Genomic DNA, 23,519 nt, shown 5'->3' on the forward strand with positions numbered 1-23,519 from the left:
GCAAGGCGTGCCGGGTGACACGAATTAATCGGGGGGCCAGTGCCCCCCAATCCATCGTCTCTTTTTATCGCACTTTCTGGCGGCGTTTACAGCCAGCCTTTGCGCTTGAAGAAGAGGCCGGTGCCGAGGGATGACATCACCATCAGCACCAGCGACATGGGATAGCCATACTCCCAGGCGAGCTCCGGCATGCGACCGAAGTTCATGCCGTAGATGCTGGCGATCAGGGTGGGCGGCAGGAAGATCACGGCGGCCACCGAGAAGATCTTGATCACCTTGTTCTGCTCCAGATTGGTGACCCCCATGGAGGCCTCCAGCTGGAAGTTGATCTTGTCGAACAGGAACTGGGTGTGGGGCAAGAGGGACTCCACGTCGTGCAGCATCTCGTCGATCCACTTGTTCTGCTCGCCCGTCATGCGCTGGCGCAGGCTGCGTTTGAGAAAGCGCAGGGCGCGGCGGGTATCGTGCAGGGAGAGACGGATCTGGCCGTTGGCCTCTTCCTGCGCCATCAACTCCTTGAGCATGGGATTGATCTGATCCGGCTCGAAGATTTGATCGGCTGTGTTTTCCAGGGTCTTGTAACCATCTTCGATGAGATCTGAGAGATACTCCACCTTGAGGTTCTGCACCTCCAGCAGTATGTCGAGGGCATCCTCCACTTCCAGCCTGTCCTGGCGCATGTAGTGGCGCAGCAGGCGCACCAGGCCGATGTCATCCTCGCGGATGCTGATCAGCAGATTGTTGCGCAGGGTAAAGGAGACGTGGACACCCTTGGTGTCACGGCCGATCCGCTGGGGAAACAGGGAGTGAATGTGCAGACCATCGGTATCCCAGTAAAAGCGGGCGGATGCTTCGATGTCGTCCAGCTCTTCCTTGTCGGGGACCTCTTCCAGAAACAGGCCGGTCAACCATTCTCGCTCCGCCGTGTCCGGCTTGTAGGCATCCAGCCAGACGGTGTTGTCAGGCAGTATGTCGTCAGGCCCGAGCGTGACTATGTCCAGTACCTTGTTATTGAGAATGTAGGCGGTGATCATCTGTCCCCCCTTAAAAAGTCGTGGGTCATCAGGGATGGTTGCACAGGTCATGCGGCCTTAGATCGCGTAGAAAGCGATCCCGTGGATAAGCGAAACGGGCCGATGGAAAACCTGAATGCGGCGAACTATACAGGGGCGGGGAGCGCTTGTCAGGGCCTATTCATCCTAGGTTCAGCCTGTTTGCTCAAAAAAACATCGAGGTCGGATCAGCGGATCCGGCCGTAAAAGTGACTGTCTGTTCATTGCCGCATTGTGCCAAGTACCCACCCGAGGGGACAGGTATCACCGATTGGGATAGTTGGGTCCTGACCCTCCTTGCGGTGGTGTCCAGACGGTCTGGTAGCTACCTGTCACATATTGGGATAATTGGGCCCTGCCCCTCCCTGTGGTGGCGTCCAGACGATGTTCTGGGGCTGAGCATCTTTGATGTCACCTCTTGGTATCGCTGCACTTCATCACATATTGGGATAGTTGGGCCCGGACCCTCCCTGCGGTGGTGTCCAGATGATGTTCTGGCTCGGATCCTTGATGTCGCAGGTCTTGCAGTGAATGCAGTTGGCCGCGTTGATCTGCAAATAAGGCTGGCTCTCGCTTTCCACTATCTCGAACACCCCGGCCGGGCAATAGCGCTGGGCGGGCTCGGCCCAGGTGGGCAGGTTGACCGCCACCGGGATACTCGCGTCCTGCAACTTGAGGTGGCAGGGCTGATCCTCATCGTGGCTGGTGTTGGCGAGATAAACAGAAGAGAGCTTGTCAAAGCTGAGTTTGCCGTCCGGTTTGGGATAGCCGATGGGCTGACAACGGCTGGCCATGCGCAGCTGACGGTAGTCAGGCTCCTTGTCCAACAGGGTGATAGAGCCCAGCAGAGGGAAGGAGGCACCCCGCTGCTCCAGCCAGTTGAAGGCGCCGCCGAGCCAGCGGCCCCAACGATGCAGGGCCGCCCCAAAGTTGCGGGCGGTTTTGAGCTCCTGCCCCAGCCAGCTTTGTTGCAGCGCATCCTGATACTCGGCCAGATCCCGGCCCCCCTCATCACCGCCGCGCAGCGTCATGGCGACGGTTTTCGCCGCCAGCATCCCCGACTTCATGGCGGTGTGGATGCCCTTGATGCGGGAAAAATCCAGGGTACCGGCGTCGCAGCCGATCAAGAGACCGCCGGGGAAGTGCATGCGGGGCAGGGAGTGCCAGCCACCCTTGGTGATGGCGCGGGCACCGTAGCTGATGCGCTCGCCCCCCAGCAGAGTCTGTGCGATGAGGGGATGGTGCTTGAGGCGCTGGAACTCGTCGAACGGGCTGAGCCAGGGGTTGCTGTAGTTGAGATCGACAATCAGCCCGACCGCCACTTGATTGCCATCCATATGATAGAGGTAGAAGCCGCCCTGGCTCTTGCCGGTGCGCAGCCCGGCCAGTGGCCAGCCGCTGCCGTGCAGCACCTGGCCCGGTTTGGCCTGGCCAGGGGGGACTTGCCACAACTCCTTGAAACCGATGGCGTAATGCTGCGGCTGGGCGCTGTTTTCCAGATTGAACTCGGCGATCAACTGCTTGCCCAGATGGCCGCGAGCACCTTCGGCAAACAGGGTATAGCGACCATGGAGCGCCATGCCGGGCACGTGATCCGATTTGGGATTGCCCGCTCTGTCCAGCCCGAGATCGCCGGTGATCACACCCCGCACCCGTCCCGCTTCCATGATGAGCTCGCTTGCGGTAAAACCCGGGTATATTTCGACTCCCAGCTGCTCGGCCTGTTGACCGAGCCAGCGGCAGAGGTTGCCCAGGCTCAGAATATGGCTGCCATCATTGTGCATGCGCGGCGGCACGGCCCAGTGGGGCAGTTGCAGGGCGCGACGCTCGTTTTGCAACAGATGAACCTGGTCATCGTTGACGGGGATGCCAAGGGGCGCCTGCTGCCAGCTGTCCGGCAACAGCTCCTTGAGGGCGACGGGATCGAACAGGGCGCCAGAGAGCAGATGGGCGCCGATTTCCGCTCCTTTTTCCAGCACGCAGACCGAGAGATCGGCATTGTGCTGCTTCAGGGCGATGGCTGCACTGAGTCCTGCTGGGCCGCCACCGACGATGACGACATCAAATTCCATTGCTTCGCGTTCCATCTTGCCTCTGCGCTCGACTTGGCCTAGGGTAGTGCTGGTAGTTTACGTAAACGTAAAGCAATTGTAAGCAAAAAAATGCGAGGGTTCGTCAATGGATTCACTCAAGAAAAGCGAGGGATGCGCGTCATGAAGCTGCTGGTCGCGATCAAACGGGTAGTCGACTACAACGTCAAGATCCGGGTGAAGGGAGACGGCTCCAACGTGGAGCTCGCCAATGTGAAGATGGGGATCAACCCGTTTTGTGAAATTGCGGTAGAGGAAGGTGTTCGGCTACGGGAAGCCGGCATCGCAAACGAGCTGGTGGTGGTGACCTTCGGACCTGAGGCGGCCGCCGAGCAGTTGCGCCATGCCCTGGCGCTGGGGGCGGATCGGGCCCTTCACTATGTGACCGATGAGACGCTCACTCCGCTGACGGTTGCTCGCGCCCTGAAAAAGGTGTGTGAGCAGGAGCAGCCATCACTGGTGCTGCTCGGCAAGCAGTCCATCGATTCTGACAACAACCAGGTGGGCCAGATGCTCTCGGCCCTCACCGACTGGCCGCTGGCCACCTTCGCCTCTGCCATCAAGCTGGTGGAGGAGGAGTTGCAGGTGACCCGCGAAATCGACGGCGGCCTGGAGACCCTCGGCATGCCGTTGCCTGCCGTGGTGACGGTGGATCTGCGCCTGAACGAGCCCCGCTTTGCCTCGCTTCCCAACATCATGAAAGCCAAGCGCAAGCCACTCGAGAGTGCCCCCTTCGCGACCCTTGGCGTCGAACCTGCCGGCCACACCCGGCTGCTCGGTGTGATGGCGCCAGCCGTGCGCAGTGCAGGCATCAAGGTCGGCTCTGTGGACGAGTTGCTGGATAAACTCAGGAACGAAGCCAAGGTGCTGCCATGAGCACTCTGGTCATGATGGAACATATTGGGTGTCGCCCCCTGGCTGGGATAAGGGCTGGCGCGGTGAAAAGAGTCGCTAACGATAAGGTGCAGCCATGAGCGTACTGGTTATTGCTGAACATCATCAGGGCAAGCTTGCCGACAATGTGGCCCAACTGGTCACGGCAGCGGGCCAGCTCGGCGGCGAGGTGCATCTGTTGCTGCTGGGCCAGGGACTGACCGAGGCGGGCGAGCAGGGTGCCAGCCTGCAAGGAGTGGACAGGGTGCTGCTGGCCGAGCATCCCATGTTGGCGGAAGGGTTGAACGACGGCGTCGATCCCCTGCTGTCTGATATTGCACGGGACTATCAGCACTGCCTGATGGCGGCGAGTACCCAGGGCAAGGATATGTTGCCCAGGGTGGCGGCACGGCTCGGGATGGAGATGCTCTCCGAGGTGATCGGCATAGAGAGTGGCGATACCTTCCTGCGCCCCATCTATGCGGGCAACGCCATTGCCAGGGTAGCGAGCTCGGCGCCCATCAAGGTGCTGACCATCAGGCCGACCGCCTTTGCCAAAGCCGAGTTCGGGACTGGGCAGGCTGCGGTTGAGCGGCTGCCGGTGGCCGATGTGGCATGTCGTACCCGTCTGGTCGAGCGCCGCGCCGTGTTGTCCGTCAGGCCGGAACTCGCGGCAGCGCGGGTCGTGGTCTCCGGCGGACGGGCCCTTGGCTCCAAGGCGCAGTTTGCCCTCATTGAAGCGCTGGCCGACAAGCTGGGCGGGGCGGTGGGGGCCTCGCGCGCCGCCGTTGACGCCGGTTTTGTGGCCAACGATCTGCAGGTGGGTCAGACCGGCAAGGTGGTCGCTCCCGAGCTCTATATCGCAGTCGGCATCTCGGGGGCCATCCAGCATCTGGCGGGCATGAAGGAGTCGAAGGTGATAGTGGCCATCAACAAGGACAGCGAGGCCCCCATTTTCCAGGTGGCAGACTACGGTCTGGTGGGGGATCTGTTCACCCTGCTGCCCGAGCTCACCGCCAAACTCTGATCTTGTCTGCAATGGGGGTTTGCTGCTTTGGATGCGTGCAAAGCCCCATTTCCATGCACATTCCCCGCAAGCCCTGACCCGTTCAGGGCTTTTTCGATGGCAGCCCGACTTGACCCGGGTGACAAAAGCTTGAGCCAGCTCCCAAAAAGCCTTTGATCCCGGGGCGGCTCTTGTGTAAAACCAGACAAGTCATCGATTACTCTCATCCACTCACGGAAAGCGTCATGAGCAAACAGATTTACAACTTCTGCGCCGGCCCAGCCATGTTGCCGGTTGAAGTCATGGAGCGCGCCCAGCGCGAATTTTGTAATTTTCAGGGGCTGGGAGCCTCGGTCATGGAGCTGTCCCATCGCGGCAAGCCTTATATGGCGGTCGCCGAGAAGGCCGAAGCCGATCTGCGCGACTTGCTGGCGGTGCCGGACAACTACAAGGTGCTCTTCATGCACGGTGGTGGTCGCGGCCAGTTCTCCGCCGTGCCCATGAATCTGCTGGGCGGGGCCAACAAGAAGGCTGACTTCCTGCTGACCGGTGTCTGGTCCCAGAGTGCAGTGGATGAAGCCCGCAAGTATGGTGATATCCAGACGGTACAAGGGGTTGCCAAGAACGAGCAGGGGATCTCCCATTTGCTGCAGAGTCCGGCGTTTCGCGCCGATGCAGCCTATGTGCACTACTGCCCGAACGAAACCATTGATGGCATAGAGATGTTCGACATCCCTGCCACCGGCGATGTGCCCCTGGTCGCCGATCTCTCCTCCACCATCCTCTCCCGTCCCATGGATGTGAGCCGTTTTGGGGTCATCTACGCCGGAGCCCAGAAGAACATAGGCCCGTCAGGGCTGGCCATCGCCATCGTACGTGACGATCTGCTGAACCAGGCGAGAGCCGACGTGCCCTCGATTTTTGACTACCAGCTCACTGCCAAGAACGACTCCATGTTCAATACCCCGCCCACCTATGCCTGGTATCTGGCCGGTCTGGTGTTCGAGTGGCTGAAAGAACAGGGTGGGCTCGAGGCGATGGCCGCGCGCAACAAGGCGAAGGCCGATTTCCTCTACGGCTACCTCGACGACTCCAGCTTCTACGGCAACAAGGTGGATGTCAGCTGCCGTTCCCGCATGAACATACCTTTCCAGCTGAAAAATGACGCCCTGGACAAGCAGTTCCTGGCCGAGTCCGAAGCCGCCGGTCTGTTGGCACTGAAAGGGCACCGTATCGTCGGTGGCATGCGCGCCAGCCTCTATAACGCCATGCCACTGGAAGGGGTCAAGGCCCTGGTGAGCTTTATGGATGGCTTTGCCAAGCGCCACGGCTGAGGCGTTTTCCCCAATTGCAGGCGCCGGGGAGTCCCCGGCGTCTGTTTTTTCAGTGGATCCTGATCGGCCGCGAGTCTGGCCCGCTTTTGTGCCACGAGCGGTCTTGCCGAGCAAGGCGCGGGCTGCTAACGTCCGGTCAGGTGATTTAATTGAGATAGTACAGGAAGTCTATGAATTCGTTGCGTTTGGAACCCATTTCTCGTGTGGCCGGTGAGGTCAATCTGCCCGGCTCCAAGAGCGTATCCAATCGGGCTTTGTTGCTGGCGGCCCTTGCCCGTGGCACCACCCGGCTGACCAATCTGCTCGACAGCGATGATATTCGTCATATGCTGGCGGCGCTGACCCAGCTCGGGGTCAAGTACAAGCTTTCCGCCGACAAGACAGAGTGCACAGTGCACGGTCTGGGTCGCAGCTTTGCGGTATCGGCACCGGTCAACCTGTTCCTCGGCAATGCCGGTACTGCCATGCGTCCCCTCTGTGCGGCCCTGTGTCTGGGATCCGGTGAATACATGCTGGGCGGTGAACCCAGGATGGAAGAGCGTCCCATCGGCCATCTGGTGGATGCCTTGCGTGAAGCGGGCGCCCATATCCAGTACCTGAAAAAAGATGGCTACCCGCCGCTGGTGGTGGATGCCAAGGGTCTCTGGGGCGGTGACGTACACGTCGATGGGTCCGTCTCCAGCCAGTTCCTGACGGCGTTTTTGATGGCGGCGCCCATGGCGGCCGGTGATACCCGTATCCACATCAAGGGTGAGCTGGTCTCCAAGCCCTACATCGACATCACGTTGCACATCATGAAACAGTTCGGGGTGGTCATCGAGCACGACAACTACAAGCTGTTCTACATCAAGGGCAACCAGAGCTATGTCAGCCCGGGTGACTTCCTGGTGGAAGGGGACGCCTCCAGCGCTTCTTACTTCCTCGCGGCAGGTGCCATCAAGGGCAAGGTGCGGGTGACCGGCATCGGCAAGCACAGTATTCAGGGCGATATCCACTTCGCCGACGTGCTGGAGAGGATGGGCGCCCGCATCACCTGGGGTGACGACTTCATCGAGGCAGAGCAAGGCCCGCTGCACGGCGTCGACATGGACATGAACCATATTCCGGATGCGGCCATGACCATAGCGGTCGCGGCACTGTTTGCCGAGGGGCCCACCTCCATTCGCAACATCTACAACTGGCGGGTGAAGGAGACGGATCGTCTGCACGCCATGGCCACCGAGCTGCGCAAGCTGGGTGTGGAGGTGGAAGAGGGGCACGACTTCATTACCGTGACGCCGCCGACCCAGCTCAAGCACGCCGAGATCGACACCTACAACGATCACCGCATCGCCATGTGCTTCTCGCTGGTGGCGCTGTCCGATATCGCCGTCACCATCAATGATCCGGGTTGTACTTCCAAGACCTTCCCGGACTACTTCGATAAATTGGCCAGCGTCAGCCAGGCCGTTTGACCCTGTCGGGCCCGCCTTGGTGCGGGCCTTTTCATATCTGCCCCGCTTGTCTGCCCCGTTATTGCTCTGTTCAACCCACTCATTCCAGATCGCTAGCAGTAATATCCAAACTTGCAAGACACGATCAGAAAATTCCTGGTGAGGTAATGTAATTTTCTATTTACACCGTCTCTGCTGCGGGCTAGATTGAAGTTTCTTTATCGCAGTCATCTAGCAGGAAGCCTTGTCATGCAGCATCAAACCGACGACGTTCGTATCAGTGAAATCAAAGAGTTATTACCCCCGGTTGCGGTGCTCGAGAAGTTTCCGGCCACCGAGACCGCATCAAATACCGTATTCGAATCCCGCCAGGCCATTCATCAGATCCTGGCCGGTGAAGATCAGCGCCTGCTGGTGGTGATAGGTCCCTGCTCCATCCACGACCCCGTGGCCGCGCTGGAATATGGCAAGCGTCTCAAGACCTTGCGTGACGAGCTCAAGGGCCAGCTGGAAATCGTGATGCGAGTCTACTTCGAGAAGCCCCGCACCACAGTGGGCTGGAAGGGGCTGATCAACGACCCTTACCTCGACAACACCTGCAAGATCAACGACGGCCTGCGCATCGGTCGCAAGCTGCTGCTGGATCTCAATGACATGGGGCTGCCGACCGCCTCCGAATTCCTCGACATGATCACCCCGCAATACGTGGCGGATCTGATGAGCTGGGGCGCCATCGGTGCCCGTACTACCGAATCCCAGGTGCACCGTGAGCTGGCCTCCGGTCTTTCTTGCCCGGTGGGCTTCAAGAACGGCACGGATGGCACCATCAAGGTGGCCATCGATGCCATCGGTGCCGCCAGCGCGCCGCACCACTTCCTGTCGGTCACCAAGTATGGCCACTCCGCCATCGTCGCCACCCGGGGCAACCCGGATTGCCACATCATTCTGCGCGGTGGCCGCGAGCCGAACTACAGCGCCGCCCATGTTGACGAGGTAGTGAAGGGGTTGGACAAGGCCGGTCTGCCGCAAAAGGTGATGATCGACTTCAGCCACGCCAACAGCAGCAAGCAGTTCAAGAACCAGATGCTGGTGGCCGAAGATGTGGCCGGTCAGCTGCGTGCCGGCAGCAAGGCGGTATTTGGCGTCATGGTGGAGAGCCACCTGGTGGAAGGCCGTCAGGATCTGGTGGAAGGGTGCGAGCTCACCGTCGGTCAGAGCATCACGGATGCCTGCATCGGCTGGGCCGATACCGAAGTCCTGCTGCGCAATCTGGCGGATGCGGTGGCTACCCGCAACGCAGGCTGATCTGTGCCCGCCCGCGGCTGGCCCCGCAGGCAAACAGCAAGAAACTAAAAAGCGCGACCTCATGGTCGCGCTTTTGCTGAGTACAGCTGTGTCTTACCAGCGGTACGTCTTGAGCAACTGATCCAGCTTCTTGCACTGTTCTACCAGCTGGATACTGGCGAGATTGGCGGCGTGGGCCTGACCCAGGGTGTCGTTGGAGGTGTTGCGAATGTCGCTCACCGAGCTGTCCACTTCGCTGCAAACCCTGTCCTGCTCCTCGGCAGATTGCGCCATCTGGGCATTGAGGTCGTTGATGCTGGCGATGCGGCCAATGATGTTCTGCATGGCGGCCAGGGTGGCTTCCGTCTTGTGAATGCTTTCATCTGCCTTGGATTTTGCATCCCCGATCACCTCAACGGCGCTCTGTGCCTCTTTTTGCCGCGCGGCAATCATCTGGGAGATCTCTTCGCTGGCGGCGCGACTGCGGTTGGACAGGGCCCGCACTTCGTCGGCGACCACCGCAAAACCGCGTCCCTGTTCACCAGCGCGAGCAGCCTCAATGGCGGCATTCAGCGCCAGCAAGTTGGTCTGATCCGCTATGCCCTTGATCACTTCCAGCACACCGTCGACGGCCAGGCAGCGGCTGTCGAGCTGCTGGATCACCCGGTCGACCCGCTCAATTTCGGCTGACATCTCCCCCATGTCGGTGATGGAGTGCTGGGCGAGGCGGCTGGTGTTGGCGGCATCCTGGTTGGTGAGGGCGGAGAGCTCGGCACTGTGGCGGGCATGCTCGCGTACCTCGTGGGAGCTGGCGGCCAATTCGCTGACGGCGGCGGCGACCTGGGTCGTCATGCCCTCCTGCTGGCGGGCCGAGCCTTCGGTCTGGGTGGCGACCTGGCGGATCTGGTTTGACTCCTGATAGAGCTGCTGAGTCGCGTGCTCCACCTCCTGCAGGCTGTGGCGAAAACCTTGCACCATGTCACTGACGGCGCGGGTCATCTGGCCCAGCTCATCCTGGCTCGGATTGAGCAGGGGGAGGGAGAGATCCCGCTCCTTGGCCATGCGGGTCATGGTCAGTTGCAGGTGGCGCACAGGTCGCTTGATGTAGTGTTGCAGCACCCAGGCCAGCAGCCCGAAACCGAGCCCGAACACCACCACCAGGCTGCCGCTCAGGATCAGGTTGTTATGGCGGATCTCGCCAAAGGTGTGGCTGAGATCGTAACTGATCCGCACTGCCCCCATGACGGTGCCTTCCGGTACCTGATGGCAGGTGGTGCATTGGGTGCCGCGATACTCTTTGAAAGCCTTGAAGGGTTTGATCAGGGTGAGCTGGTTGCCCTGCTGCTCGATGATGGTCTCTCCCTGAACTATGGCTCTTTCATCCAGGTTGTCCTGCACCTTCTGATCCGGGTGGCCGGGTCCGAACAGATCGCTCACGGCGGGGGCGCGGATCAGACGAGCCTCGACTATCCCGGCCTCGCTCTTGAGTTTGGTCTGCACAATTTGTCGGTTGGCCATGCCGCCAGTCATCATGAGAACGTTGAGTTGATCCATATAGGTGTTGGCAGCACTGTCGACTTTTTCACCGGCCAGCCTGATGGCGAGATCTCGCCATCAGGCTGAGAGTTCGAAACTGAGGGCGAAGGTACAGCCGATGACCAGGGTGAGAGGGAGAAAAATTTTCCAGTTCAGTGACAGATTTTGCATAGTTAGCTGGTCCATGCGCAGGTGGGCGATCGTCAATGGTGGGCGACTCTCCCCACGCTCGCTCGTCAGGGAGGGGGAGATGGTTCTCTATCGGCACACCCTACCTCATCTTGAGTAAATTATCTGTTAACTGGATCCATGATAGAGGTTAATAGTGGGTAGCAAGGGTGAGTTGGATGAGATTGGTTTGATCCAGCACAAACTTGGTATTAATTGATAGTGGTTATCATTTGCATTATTTCCATGCGGTAACCAGCCAGCGATGACATTACACCTGACCCCGACCATGACCGGACTCTCTACGCCGGATCCTCTCAAGTTTGCCTTCAGCGCCAAAACCTCTGCCCACGCCAGCCGGGGCGGCATTCGCCCCTTTTCCCTCGACGATGCAGGCTGGCAAGCCTGGTGGCAGCAAGGGAGCCAGGCCGATGAGCGTGCGCTTTACATCCATGTTCCGTTTTGCCGAAAGCGCTGCAGCTTCTGCAATTTCTTCGAAAATGGCGCCAATCCGGCGCGAATGAGCCGCTATATGGCCGCCTTGTGCGATAGCCTGAACCGGGCAGCGGATACTCCCTTGGCCCAAAGCAGACCCTTTTCGGCTGTCTATGTGGGAGGCGGCACGCCGACCGACATGGCACTCGAGGATCTGGCGAGGCTGGCCAGGGCGATTCAACGCTTTCCACTGACCCTAGATGCCGAGGTGACCCTGGAAGGGCGCCTCAACGGTTTTGATGATGCCAAGTGGCAGACAGCGCTGGCGGGGGGCTTCAACCGCTTCTCGTTCGGGGTACAGAGTTTTGACACCCGGGTGCGCCAGCAGGCTGCCCGCTTCGATGACAGGCAGACCCTGCTGGCTCGTCTCGGCGAGCTGACCCAAGATGATGCGGCCGTAATAGTGGCGGATCTCATCTTCGGCCTGCCGGGTCAGGATGACGAGGTATGGCGCCAGGATATTGCGGATGTGATGGCAAGCGGGGTACACGGCGTGGATCTCTATCAGCTCATCCCCATGGCAGGTACCAACCTGGAGCGGGCCGAGGCGAGCGGCAAGCTGGGCTGGGCGGCCGATGGTCAGCAGAGGGCCGCCATGTACGCCTACGGTGCCCAGACACTGGAGCAGGGCGGCTGGCAGCGGCTCTCCTGCAGCCACTGGCGGCGCGACGATGCCGAGCAGAGCCGCTACAACCAGATGGCCAAGCGCGGCGCCGAGATCCTTCCCTTCGGGGCGGGGGCCGGAGGTAGCGTGCATGGCCATGGCCTCATGTATGGCCGGGATCTTGCCCTCTGGCACGAGGCGCTGGCTGGCGGTGTGCGAGCGCCTGGCATGGTGATGGGGCAGAACCCCAATGCTCCCATGGACGGCCTGCTGCGCGGTGCCCTCGACAGCGGCAGGTTGACGCTGGATCGCCTGCCCGTGCCGCTGAGGGCCCATCTGCTGCCGCTCTTTCAGGCTTGGCAGTTGCACGGGCTGGTAGCGCTGACAGAGGACAAGCTTGTGTTGACCCTGGCGGGGCGTTTCTGGAACGTCAATCTGCAGGCGGGCTTGTTCGAGTTCTTGCAGCTCAACCCGCTGGGTGGTGTGCAGAGCGCCGTTCATTCGACTGAAGCCGTGCGTCACTCGCTGGTGTAACAGGCTGGCGTCAAAAAGAGGGGGGAGATAAAACAGGGGCACTTTTCAGTGCCCCTGTTTTTAGTCATCGGTTGTGCACTTCTTCTACCCGTACCTGCAAGTGCCCTTCCGCCAGCGTGGTGACCAGGGTTTGCCCGGCGTTCACCTGAGCGGCGCGGTTGATCACGTCGCCGCTCTGGGTGCGAGTGATGGAGTAACCGCGCCCCAGGGTGGCGAGCGGGCTTACGCCGTCGAGGCGGGCAGTCAGCATGGCGAGGCGATGGCTGGCCTGATCCTGGCGCTTGGTGATCAATGCATACAGCCGCTCTTGCGCCAGTTGGTGGCGACGACGACCGATTGCCAGCAGCCGCTCCGGGCTTTTGGCCTGCAGGCGAAGTTCGAGGTTGGCGAGGCGCCGCTCCCCCTGATGCAGCCGCTGGTTCAGCAGTTGCTGCAAGCGGGCGGAGAGCTCGTCGAGACGTTGGGATTGCTGCTCCAGTCGGCGTTTGGGATCCTGATGGTCGAGCCGCTTTTGCAGCAGCACAAAGCCGTGGCGGGCGGCGGTTTGGTGGCGATTCATCGCCTGCACCAGTCGCTGCCAGAGGTGGGCGAGGCGCTGGGCGCGAGCGCTTTGATCCGGTGCCACCAGTTCGGCGGCAGCCGATGGTGTGGGGGCGCGAAGATCAGCGGCAAAGTCGCTGATGGTGACATCCACCTCGTGGCCCACAGCGCTGATCACCGGAATGGCAGAGTTGGCGATGGCACGCGCTACCACCTCTTCGTTGAAGCACCAGAGATCTTCAAGGGAGCCGCCGCCGCGACCGACGATCAGCACATCCACCTCGGCGCGGCGGTTGGCCAGGGCAATGGCCGCCACTATCTGGCCGATGGCCGCGCTGCCCTGCACCTGGGTCGGGTAGATGAAGACGGGGAGATCCGGCGCGCGGCGCTTGAGCACGGTCAGCATGTCGTGCAGGGCGGCGCCGGTGGCGGAGGTAACCAGCCCCACGGCGCGCGGTTCGCGAGGTAGCGGCCGTTTGCGGCCCTCGTCAAACAATCCTTCTGCCCCTAGCCGGCGCTTGAGCTCTTCAAAGCGCAGGGCCAGCACGCCGTCGCCAGCGGGTTGCATCGACTCGATGATCAGCTGATAGTCGCCGCGGGGCTCATAGAGGGAGACTCGGGCCTGCACCAGCACCTGCATGCCATCCTGCGGACGAAACGCCACCCGCCGGTTGTTGCCCTTGAACATGGCGCAGCGCACCTGGGCGCCCAGATCTTTTAGCGAGAAGTACCAGTGGCCCGAGCTTGGCATCGCCAGATTGGAGAGCTCCCCCGTCAGCCACACCAGCCCCAGATCCTGCTCCAGGATCATGCGTACGGCGCTGTTGAGGCGGGTGACGGTAAAGACCTGCTGCTCGCGGCCGTTCGCCGCACTGGATGGGGTATATCGGTTCAATGGCGCACCTCTGGTCTGCTCCGGCTGCGCCGGGATAAAACGATGGCCGCTATCTTAACCCGAAACGGGGGGCGGGAGCGAAGGATGGCAATGGTGACATGTCTTTGCAAAGAGAGGGGGCATCTGTCAGGAGCAAGCGGCAGAAGAGCAAGATTGGAAACGCGCTTGGCCATGGGGGCGAGTAGCATGTTTTCCGGCAAGATTGCCTGCGACCGCAGCAGCTGTACATCTTGCGGTATCGTCTCGATGCCACTGATATCTGCGACACCACCGGCTGTGGCTGCGTGTGATCAACAACCCTGTTTGGAGTAGCTCATGAATTCCTCGATCCCGTTAAGTTTGACGACCCGTTTGCTGCACTGGTCGGTCGCCTTGCTGATGATTGGCTTGACCCTGCTGGGTTATCTGATGGTGAAATTTGAAATATGGGATCTCTACGCCCTGCATAAATCTCTGGGGGTCATTGCACTGGTATTGATCCTGCCACGCGCCATTATCCGTTTTGGCAAAGGGTGGCCGACGCCAGTTCGCCAATATCCCGCTTACGAGGCATTGGCTGCCAAGGCGATCCATTGGGGATTGCTTGTTTCGACCCTGCTTATTCCGGTTTCAGGTCTCTGCTATTCCGGCGCGGCCGGGCGTGGCGTTGCCCTGTTTGGCTGGTTTATTATCCCGATGAATCCAGATATCAATGATCCTGCCAATGTCATTCCATACAGTGAATCCATTCGGGATATTGCCCATACCGTCCATGTTTATTTGCCCTATATCATGCTGGCCATGTTGCTGGCTCATATTGTCGGGGCGTTAAAACATCACCTGTTGGATAAAGACCTTACCTTGCTGCGAATGCTTGGCCGGAAATAACCGGTTCTATGGGGGTTGGGTCGAGGGAAATATCAAGTGGTCGGTTGTGCCGCGGCAAAGGGGCAAGGGCAGTTGTTACTGGCTGGGTGTTGTTGAGATGGGGGGATGGTAAAGACCCGCGGCTCACGACCTGTCGCCGTACTGGATAGGGTATATGGGGTCAATGGAATACCTGTTGTCTGTCCTGGCTGCGCCGGGATAAGACGATGGCCGCTGTCTTAACCTGGCGCGCGGCAGGAGCCGTTATCTGGCCCCTGCTTCTGACATGACCCTCCTCTGTCCCCTTACTTGCCGTCAGGCTGACTGACAAAGGCAATCTTGTGCAATCCATGCTGTGACGCCTGCGCCATCACCCTGGCTATGATGCCGTACTCGACCCGCTTGTCGATGCGCAGCTGGATCTCGGGCAGCTCCCCCTCGGCCTTGCCGGCAGTCTCCATTTGGGCGAGCAAGGCGGCCTCATCGACCTCCTTGTCGTTCCAGTAGAGTTTGCCGGTCTCATCAATGGAGATGGCGATATCCTCCTTCTCCGGCTGATTGATCTGACTGCTGGCTTCGGGCAGCTCGAGCTTGATCGCATTGGTGAGCAAGGGGGCCGTGATCATGAAGACGATGAGCAGCACCAGCATGACGTCGATCATGGGGATCATGTTGATCTCGGAGAGGGGCTGATCGTCCCCGTCGTCCGACAATTTGCCAAATGCCATTATCTGCGCCCCTTGCCGGTTTCCCGCTCGGCCAGCTGGGTCACGTTGGAGGTGCTCTGTTCAAATCCCGTCACCAGCAGGGCAAACAGGTCGTAGGCAAAGGCCTCAAGCGCTGCCAATTTCAGGCGGTTGCGCCGCACAAAGAAGTTGTAGACAAGCACAGCCGGCAGGGCGACGGCGAGGCCAAATCCCGTCATGATCAGGGCTTCACCCACGGGGCCTGCCACCTTGTCCAGGCTGCTCTGGCCTGCCGCACCTATGGCCAGCAGTGCATGATAGATACCCCAGACGGTACCGAACAGCCCGATAAAAGGGGCCGCCGAACCTACCGATGCGAGGAAGGCAAGGCCCCGTTCCAGCCGTACCCGCTCATGGGTAATGGCCTGGCGCAGTGCTCGCAGCAAAAACTCATCCGGTGAACCCAGCTTGAGCGACACTGTCCGCTCCCCAGCCCGGTTCAGTTGCGCCACCGTCGCCAGCGCCGTGCTGGTCACACGCCCATAGGCCTCCTGCGGCGTGAGATGGGCCAGCTGGCGCTCCATATCCTGCACGCTTTCGTGCTGCCAGAAGCGGGTCACGAATTGTGCGTTGAGGCGGCGCTCGCGCTGACCCAGCACTATTTTCAGCAGGGTGTAATAACAGGTGCCGAGGGACATCAATACCAGCAAAATGAATGGCAGCAGCCCCACGCCGGTATTTTGACTGAGCAGATGGGCGACGCCCATCCCGTTGTTTGCAATTTCCGGATCCATATTCAAGCCCTTAATTTAAAAATGATGGTGACCTTTGCCCAGGCCTCGACGGCCGCATTGTTCTGTTTGGCGGGAATAAAGCGCCAGCGACTGACTGTCCGGCGTGCCGTCATATCCAGCCGCCGATAACCGCTGCCCTTGTCTACGTCCACCGAGGAGGCTGTGCCATCAGCCGCCACCAGTACATTCAGAATGACGTGTCCCTCCTCGCCACGTCTTCTGGATTCATAGGGATAGGGTGGCTCAGGGTTGTTCAGCCGTGCATCACGGGCGATGGGGGCGCTGCTGCCAGCCCCGCTGCCGCTCTGCCGGGACTTGACCGGCGCACTGCCACTGTCGCCTTGTGGGGCATTGGCAGCCACCGGCGTGGCGGAGGCCGAGGGCGCCGCGACCGGTTCGGCCCTGGCCACCTGAGTGGCCTTGGGGGTTGGTGGTCTGGGTACCTGTTTGGGAATGGGCTTGCTGGCCGGTTTTTGAACTGCCTGCTTTTGGGCGGGTACAGGTTTTTTAACGACAGCTTGAGTTGGGATTGCCGCCGCTGCCGCTTTGGCCGGTGAGTCATTGACGCTGGCATCGCCGACCCAGCGGGCAGACAGGGTCAGCGGTAGGGGGGGCGTGATGGCTGCGGGGCGGTTTTCATATATCAGCCACAACACAGCCAGGTGCAAGACGACAGTGATGGCAAGGCAACACAGGCGGACCGAACCAGGGTTGTCAGTGGTCAGCGCTGGCCTCGGATTACAAGCCTCCATCACTTCTCTATCCTCCGGATATTGATACTCAAAAGTGTGCGTTAAGCCATGAAAGCAGGCTCCAATGGCGGCAGCATGCCCCATATTCAGCACCTCAAACAATAACTATTATCAATCGCGTTTTAATCATATGGTGCACGTTTCAGCGTCGATCAGGGGGCCTGTTCAGAGCGAATGCTGGAATGAAAAGACGCGAGAGGGGTCAGGTGAAATTATAAAATTAATTAAACCCCTCTATTTTTAGTTCTATTTTTCATGAGCAATTCAAGGCGCTTAAATATTCTGGTGAGGATTTTTAGATTTGTTTATTTGATGGCTTTTTGAACATCAAAAATAGCGTTTATTTTGTTGTCTATCTTGTCAAAGATAATCAATGAGGGCCCAGTGATAGATAGCGACAGGTGATGGTCATTATTTTAAATGGATATTGATCAATATATTCACAATCGTATTCAGGTATGGGCGACGAGGATCTTGTGTTGTCGGCTCATGCTCCGGTTTGCGAGGGGAGGGATGCCGTTGAGGGACGGGAGTGGGGAAAGGGGTGCAGCCGTTGGCAAGAAAAAGTCGTTGGGCGCTTTTTGCATAAAACAGCAGTCTGGCAACTCTTCTGACCCCAAAGTGCCCTTTTAGGACTGATAATCTTGGTTTTTTGGCCTCTTGGCACGTCAAACACGGGCTACGCCATAAAAAATTCAAAAAACTTCTTTACCAGTGACCAATCGGTGAGTAAACTTCGTCGGCAATATTTTACACTCCCACTTCCTCAACGGTGAGATATTGCCATGCTCAGGATTGCCAAAGAAGCGTTAACCTTCGACGATGTACTGTTGGTTCCCGCCCACTCCGATGTTCTTCCCAATACTGCCGATCTGCGTACCCAGCTGACATCCTCTATCAGCTTGAATATCCCCATGATTTCCGCTGCCATGGACACAGTGACCGAAGCCCGTCTGGCTATCGCACTGGCCCAGGAAGGGGGCATTGGCTTTATCCACAAGAACATGTCCATCGAGCAGCAGGCTGCAGAAGTGCGCAAGGTCAAGAAGTACGAGAGCGGCGTGGTCACTGACCCCGTCACAGTACGCCCTGACATGACCATTGCCCAGGTCAAGGAGCTGAGCCACAAGAACGGCTTCGCCGGCTACCCGGTCGTGACCGAGGGCAACCTGCTGGTCGGTATCATCACCGGCCGCGATGTGCGCTTCGTGATCGATCTCTCCCAGACAGTCGAACAGATCATGACCCAGAAAGATCGTCTGGTGACAGTGCGTGAAGGGGCCCCTCGTGAAGAGGTGGTTGCCCTGATGCAGAAGCACCGTATCGAGAAGGTGCTGGTGGTCAACGCCGATTTCAAACTCAAGGGCATGATCACCGTCAAAGACTTCCAGAAAGCCGAACGCAAGCCGAACGCCTGTAAAGACGAGCGCGGTCGCCTGCGCGTCGGTGCCGCCGTCGGTGCCGGTGCCGGCAACGAAGAGCGCGTTGCAGCCCTGGTGGAAGCCGGTGTGGACGTGCTGCTGATTGACTCCTCCCATGGCCACTCCCAGGGGGTGCTGGATCGCATCAAGGCGACCCGCGATGCCTATCCTGAGCTGCAAATCATCGGTGGCAACGTGGCCACTGCCGCTGGCGCCCTGGCGCTGGTCGCCGCTGGCGTCAATGCGATCAAGGTGGGTATCGGCCCGGGCTCCATCTGTACTACCCGCATCGTGACCGGTGTCGGTGTCCCCCAAATTACCGCCATCTCCGACGCCGTTGACGCGCTGGAAGGCACTGGCGTGCCCGTGATTGCCGATGGCGGCATCCGCTTCTCAGGCGACGTGGCCAAGGCCATCGCCGCTGGCGCCAGCTGCGTCATGGTGGGCTCCATGTTCGCTGGTACTGAAGAAGCGCCGGGCGAAATCGAGCTCTATCAGGGCCGCTCCTTCAAGTCCTACCGTGGCATGGGTTCTTTGGGCGCCATGTCCAAGGGCTCCAGTGACCGTTACTTCCAGACTGACAACGCCGCTGACAAGCTGGTGCCGGAAGGGATCGAAGGGCGCGTACCGTACAAGGGCCGCCTCAAAGAGATCATTCACCAGCAGATGGGCGGCCTGCGCTCCTCCATGGGCTTGACCGGCTGCGCCACCATAGACGATATGCGCACCAAGGCCGAGTTCGTGCGCATCTCCGGCGCCGGGATGAAAGAGTCCCACGTCCACGATGTGACCATAACCAAAGAAGCCCCCAACTATCGGATGGGCTGATAAAACGGGGCAGCGGCCCCGTTTCTCCACCAGTTTTTATCCCCGAGCCTTTTGTTACAACATCAGCCTGATGCAGGAATAAAATGACTAAAGACATTCACCAGCACCGTATCCTGATCCTGGATTTCGGTTCCCAGTACACCCAGCTTATCGCCCGCCGTGTCCGTGAAATCGGCGTCTACTGCGAACTGTGGGCCTGGGACGTGACCGAAGAGCAGATCCGCGAATTCAATCCGAGCGGCATCATCCTCTCCGGCGGCCCCGAGTCCGTGACAGAGGCTGGCAGCCCCCGTGCCCCCGAGTATGTGTTCAACGCCGGTGTGCCTGTGTTCGGCATCTGCTACGGCATGCAGACCATGGCCGAACAGCTGGGTGGCAAGGTGCAATCCTCCACCGAACGTGAATTCGGTTATGCCCAGGTTGAAGTGCTGGGCCAGACCAATGCCCTGCTGCGCAGCATCGAAGATGCCATCGCCCCCAACGGCAATGCGCTGCTGGACGTCTGGATGAGCCACGGCGACAAGGTCACCGCCATCCCGGCCGACTTCACCACCATAGCCCAGACTGCCACCTGCCCCCATGCCGCCATGGCCTGTGAGTCCAAGCACTTCTACGGCGTGCAGTTCCACCCGGAAGTGACCCACACCCGTCAGGGTGCCCGCATGCTGGAGCACTTCGTCAAGGACATCTGCGGCTGCGAATGCCTGTGGACCCCGGCCACCATCATCGACGACGCCGTTGCCCGCATTCGCGAGCAGGTGGGTGACGATGAAGTGATCCTGGGCCTCTCCGGCGGCGTCGACTCCTCCGTGGTTGCCATGCTGGTACACCGCGCCATCGGTGATCGCCTGACTTGCGTCTTCGTCGACAATGGTCTGCTGCGCCTGAACGAGGGTGAGCAGGTGATGGAGATGTTTGGCGATCATTTTGGTCTGAACATCATCAAGGTCGAAGCCGAAGAGCGCTTCCTCTCCGCCCTGGCGGGTGAAGATGAGCCGGAAGCCAAGCGCAAGATCATCGGCCGCGTCTTCGTCGAAGTGTTCGACGACGAAGCCAAGAAGCTGAAAAATGCCCGCTGGCTGGCACAAGGCACCATCTATCCGGATGTGATCGAATCGGCTGCCAGCAAGACCGGCAAGGCCCACGTCATCAAGTCCCACCACAACGTCGGTGGCCTGCCGGCCGAGATGAAGATGGGTCTGGTGGAGCCGCTGCGCGAGCTGTTCAAGGACGAAGTACGCCGTGTCGGTCTGGAGCTGGGTCTGCCCTACGACATGCTCTACCGTCACCCCTTCCCGGGCCCGGGTCTGGGCGTGCGCGTCCTTGGCGAAGTGAAGAAAGAGTACTGCGATATCTTGCGCCGCGCCGACGCCGTCTTTATCGAAGAGCTGCGCAAAGCAGACCTCTACAACCAGGTCAGCCAGGCGTTCGCCGTCTTCTTGCCGGTGCGCTCCGTCGGCGTCATGGGCGATGGCCGCAAGTACGACTGGGTGATTGCCCTGCGCGCCGTCGAAACCATCGACTTCATGACAGCCCACTGGGCCCATTTGCCCTACGACTTCCTGGGTCATGTGTCGAACCGCATCATCAACGAGATCAATGGCATTTCCCGCGTGGTGTACGACGTCTCCGGCAAGCCGCCCGCCACTATCGAATGGGAATAAGCGGCTCGCGCCCTTCTGCCCTTCGAGCATAAAAATGCAAAAAAGACGCCCTTGCGGCGTCTTTTCTTTTTCCAATCGTTTGCGCCTTAATTTTCTGCTCATTAGCCGCTTTTGGACCTCTTCGCCCCTGTCAGATATGACAGAGGCGCTTTGCGGATCCGGTACTAGGCTCTGCCATGCCAATTGAGACCGTTACTGTGAGGTGGCGTGAGGTGGCGGTCGTGGCAAGAGGGGAGGGCCAACAGGCGCGTTAACCAGCGCAAGATGGCCCACCGTCATACCATTGAACTTTCTCGGTATGTCACCCCGGTGGAGACCGGAAACCACTTGAATCAACGGGGCGGAACCCGAACAGCCAAACGAGTAGGGACAAGAGATCACGGAGGGTTTGCTATGTCAGAACAAGCAGTGTTGGTGGGTGGATGGACCGCATATCACAAGCTGACCGCCGAGGATCAGGCGGTATTTGACCAGGCGCTGAAAGGATTTGTCGGGGTGCAGTACGTACCCTTTGAAGTCTGCACCCAGGTGGTGGCCGGCACCAACTACCGCTTCAAGTGCAAGAGCACAGTGCCGCTTGCCAAACCGATCCATGGCGAAGCCGTGGTGCAGATCTTCCAGTCTCTGGATGGCTCGGCCCATATCACCTCCATTACCCCGATCTGAGTGGGTTGCGGGGCAAGGCGGGGAGGGTATAGCTTCCAACTGGCTTGCCGCAAACTCCACAACAAGAGAGACGCCCGAGGGCGTCTTTTTTCTTCCAGGAGTTTGCGTGTCAATTTTTGTTCTGACAACGGAACAGTGAAGAATGAAACTCATGCGATTGTTGACATGCGCAGATAATTTTTGGTTGAAATATAATCACCTTCCGATATAGGTCACACAACTTCCTATACAAGTAGATTATTGATTTATATATGAATAATATAGTTGCCTATAACTCGTAAACATCAGAGGGCATCGTGGCGATTTTTGATATTGAGAAAGACGAATTACTCCGGCTCTCTGATACCTTGCTTGAAGAGTTAATAGCACGCCTTGCCGAGGCGGAAATTTCAGCCCGCGGTCATAGCCCTGCCTATGTACACTGGTCTGGCTCTATAAATGCTCCTGATGGTGGTATCGATGTGCACGTTCAAGTACCGGTCGAGCACATGAGTACGGGCTTTATCGAAAGACCTGATACCATCTTTCAAGCCAAAATACACTGTATGCCGAAATCGGCAATTAGCAAGGAAATGGCTCCCGCAGGAAAATTATCACGCTCTATTGCAGAGCAAGCGGCAAAGGGAGGGAGTTATATCATCGTCAGTTTGGGTGATGATTGCTCTCCTCCTATGAAAGAGGACCGCCTCCAAGCAATGCAGGATGCTGTAGCGGATGATCCTAATCGCTCCAATATTCACTTGGATTTTTTCGACCGTTCGAAGTTGGTGCAATGGTTGCGACAGCATCCATCAGTGATGCTCTGGGCAAAAAGAATACTTGGTCAGGGATATTCTGGGTGGCAGCCATATGGTGCTTGGAGCAATCCGCCTCAGGGGTCAGTAGATACCTTGATTTCAGCACCTGGGGTGACAATTAATCTGCCATCCGGAAAGGGGCAAAAGCTAGCCATTCAGGACGCTATCGGTCCAATGCGCGAGCTGATTCGCTCAACCAATAAAGCAGTTCGCATCACGGGATTATCCGGTGTTGGGAAGACCCGAATCGTACAAGCACTTTTCGATGAAACGGTCGGAACAGATGCGCTCGATCGGACTATCGCAGTTTATGTTGATACCGGAGAAAGCCCGGATCCCTCTGCTACAGCAATGCTGGATCGACTGATCGCTGAGGGGCGACGGGCCATTATGATCCTCGATAATTGCCCTTCTGAATTGCACACACTTCTAGCCAGTAAAGTAGCGGCCAAAGGTACGATCAGCCTTATCACGGTTGAATACGACATCAGAGATGACAAGCCTCAGACCACAGAGGTCATTCAGATAGAAGCGATTGGTCCTGAGGTGGCCGAACAGCTTCTTCTGCGTCGTTTTCCGAGCATTGGTCGGAGTAACGCCCGCCGAATAGCCGAATTTTCTGATGGCAATACGCGGGTTTCTCTGGCTATCGCCGAGAGAGTTGAGGAAGGTGAAAGTCTTGCTCAGCTTTCTCATGCTCAGTTGTTTAACCGCTTATTTGAGCAGCGTAATCATCCGGACGATGACCTGCGGGAGCAGGCTGAAATATTGTCTCTGGTCTATTCATTTTCGGTTTCAACGGCTGAGGAAGGTCAAAACGAACTGGAGGTATTGGGCTCTATCTCAGGGTATTCCGCAAACCAGTTGTTCAGGGCAACAAGCAAGTTGTCAGACCGCCATATCGTACAGAAGAGGGCCCATTGGCGAGCCATACTGCCTCATGCGATTGCCAACAGGTTGGCGTCATCGGCACTTGATAGTATTCCTGTTGATCAACTCAGGGCGACCTTTGAAGCTGCCGGTCGTCAACGCTTACTCATGTCTTTCGCGCACAGGTTAGGGCTGCTGCACGAGCATCCCGTGGCGAAAGAGATTGCTGAATGTTGGCTTCAGCCTGACGGGCTGTTGGGACGGTTAACAGAATTAAGCGATATATATGACAAAATACTGAACTATATCGCGCCAGTTGCTCCAGAAGCATTGCTAAATAGCTGTTCCGAA

18 protein-coding genes and 1 pseudogene are annotated in these 23,519 nt (G+C 58.8%); 11 read left to right on the plus strand and 8 right to left on the minus strand.

The annotated features are described in order from the left end of the window. Positions 1–86 precede the first annotated feature (86 nt). The 3 genes from corA to AXW79_RS11490 form a co-directional block, all read right to left on the minus strand. Complete coding sequence (gene corA, locus AXW79_RS11485; RefSeq protein ID WP_005315297.1) at positions 87–1,034, minus strand: magnesium/cobalt transporter CorA; 948 nt, start codon at positions 1,032–1,034, stop codon at positions 87–89. 350 nt (positions 1,035–1,384) lie between these two features. Further along, on the minus strand, positions 1,385–1,477 hold the full coding sequence (locus AXW79_RS24155; RefSeq protein WP_100766231.1) for a 4Fe-4S dicluster domain-containing protein: 93 nt from the start codon (positions 1,475–1,477) through the stop codon (positions 1,385–1,387). 12 nt (positions 1,478–1,489) lie between these two features. Further along, entirely contained in the window at positions 1,490–3,139 is a 1,650-nt protein-coding gene (locus AXW79_RS11490; protein ID WP_005315298.1) for an electron transfer flavoprotein-ubiquinone oxidoreductase, read from the minus strand. A 126-nt stretch (positions 3,140–3,265) separates the two neighbouring features. On the opposite strand from AXW79_RS11490, the gene AXW79_RS11495 reads away from it, so the two are divergent. From AXW79_RS11495 to aroG, 5 genes are all read left to right on the plus strand, one after another. Further along, positions 3,266–4,018: an electron transfer flavoprotein subunit beta/FixA family protein gene (locus tag AXW79_RS11495; RefSeq protein WP_005315299.1), complete on the plus strand. Its 753-nt coding sequence runs from the start codon at positions 3,266–3,268 to the stop codon at positions 4,016–4,018. A gap of 94 nt (positions 4,019–4,112) precedes the next feature. Beyond that, complete coding sequence (locus AXW79_RS11500) at positions 4,113–5,042, plus strand: electron transfer flavoprotein subunit alpha/FixB family protein (RefSeq protein ID WP_005315303.1); 930 nt, start codon at positions 4,113–4,115, stop codon at positions 5,040–5,042. 224 nt (positions 5,043–5,266) lie between these two features. Beyond that, entirely contained in the window at positions 5,267–6,355 is a 1,089-nt protein-coding gene (gene serC / locus AXW79_RS11505) for a 3-phosphoserine/phosphohydroxythreonine transaminase (RefSeq protein WP_005315304.1), read from the plus strand. 170 nt (positions 6,356–6,525) lie between these two features. Next, positions 6,526–7,809, plus strand: a complete 1,284-nt coding sequence (aroA, locus tag AXW79_RS11510; protein WP_005315305.1) for a 3-phosphoshikimate 1-carboxyvinyltransferase — start codon at positions 6,526–6,528, stop codon at positions 7,807–7,809. A gap of 228 nt (positions 7,810–8,037) precedes the next feature. After that, positions 8,038–9,093, plus strand: coding sequence for a 3-deoxy-7-phosphoheptulonate synthase AroG (aroG, locus tag AXW79_RS11515; protein ID WP_005315306.1), 1,056 nt, complete (start codon positions 8,038–8,040; stop codon positions 9,091–9,093). Positions 9,094–9,186: 93 nt separating this feature from the next. Here aroG and AXW79_RS11520 read toward each other — a convergent pair. Then, positions 9,187–10,779 (minus strand): annotated as a pseudogene (locus tag AXW79_RS11520) (methyl-accepting chemotaxis protein). 262 nt (positions 10,780–11,041) lie between these two features. Between AXW79_RS11520 and hutW the strand changes: the two are divergent. Next, the gene (hutW, locus tag AXW79_RS11525; RefSeq protein ID WP_005315308.1) at positions 11,042–12,409 is read left to right on the plus strand and encodes a heme anaerobic degradation radical SAM methyltransferase ChuW/HutW; all 1,368 of its coding nucleotides are present in this window, start codon (positions 11,042–11,044) and stop codon (positions 12,407–12,409) included. 64 nt (positions 12,410–12,473) lie between these two features. On the opposite strand, the gene xseA is transcribed toward hutW, so the two are convergent. Beyond that, positions 12,474–13,844: an exodeoxyribonuclease VII large subunit gene (gene xseA / locus AXW79_RS11530; RefSeq protein WP_005315309.1), complete on the minus strand. Its 1,371-nt coding sequence runs from the start codon at positions 13,842–13,844 to the stop codon at positions 12,474–12,476. A 315-nt stretch (positions 13,845–14,159) separates the two neighbouring features. Here xseA and AXW79_RS11535 point away from each other — a divergent pair, with 315 nt between their 5' ends. After that, positions 14,160–14,711, plus strand: coding sequence for a cytochrome b (locus tag AXW79_RS11535; RefSeq protein WP_005315310.1), 552 nt, complete (start codon positions 14,160–14,162; stop codon positions 14,709–14,711). A 284-nt stretch (positions 14,712–14,995) separates the two neighbouring features. Here the strand turns inward: AXW79_RS11535 and AXW79_RS11540 are convergent, their stop codons facing one another. The 3 genes from AXW79_RS11540 to AXW79_RS11550 are packed head-to-tail and all read right to left on the minus strand — an operon-like array spanning position 14,996 to position 16,922. Then, the gene (locus AXW79_RS11540) at positions 14,996–15,418 is read right to left on the minus strand and encodes an ExbD/TolR family protein (protein WP_005315311.1); all 423 of its coding nucleotides are present in this window, start codon (positions 15,416–15,418) and stop codon (positions 14,996–14,998) included. Continuing rightward, positions 15,418–16,170, minus strand: a complete 753-nt coding sequence (locus tag AXW79_RS11545; RefSeq protein WP_005315317.1) for a MotA/TolQ/ExbB proton channel family protein — start codon at positions 16,168–16,170, stop codon at positions 15,418–15,420. Before AXW79_RS11545 ends, AXW79_RS11540 begins: the two co-directional genes overlap by 1 nt. A 2-nt stretch (positions 16,171–16,172) precedes the next feature. Then, entirely contained in the window at positions 16,173–16,922 is a 750-nt protein-coding gene (locus AXW79_RS11550; protein WP_005315328.1) for an energy transducer TonB, read from the minus strand. A gap of 785 nt (positions 16,923–17,707) precedes the next feature. On the opposite strand from AXW79_RS11550, the gene guaB reads away from it, so the two are divergent. The 4 genes from guaB to AXW79_RS11570 all read left to right on the plus strand — a co-directional run. Next, positions 17,708–19,171, plus strand: coding sequence for an IMP dehydrogenase (guaB, locus tag AXW79_RS11555; RefSeq protein ID WP_005315330.1), 1,464 nt, complete (start codon positions 17,708–17,710; stop codon positions 19,169–19,171). An 83-nt stretch (positions 19,172–19,254) separates the two neighbouring features. Continuing rightward, positions 19,255–20,835 carry a glutamine-hydrolyzing GMP synthase gene (gene guaA / locus AXW79_RS11560; protein WP_005315336.1) on the plus strand — a complete coding sequence of 527 codons (1,581 nt, stop codon included), beginning with the start codon at positions 19,255–19,257 and terminating at the stop codon, positions 20,833–20,835. A 393-nt stretch (positions 20,836–21,228) separates the two neighbouring features. Then, entirely contained in the window at positions 21,229–21,501 is a 273-nt protein-coding gene (locus AXW79_RS11565) for a hypothetical protein (protein WP_005315337.1), read from the plus strand. 296 nt (positions 21,502–21,797) lie between these two features. Beyond that, positions 21,798–23,519, plus strand: a 1,722-nt coding sequence (locus tag AXW79_RS11570; RefSeq protein ID WP_043151378.1) for a P-loop NTPase family protein, incomplete at its 3' end; no start/stop codon positions are given.

Source organism: Aeromonas salmonicida subsp. salmonicida, assembly GCF_001643305.1.
Classification (GTDB): Bacteria; Pseudomonadota; Gammaproteobacteria; order Enterobacterales; family Aeromonadaceae; genus Aeromonas; species Aeromonas salmonicida.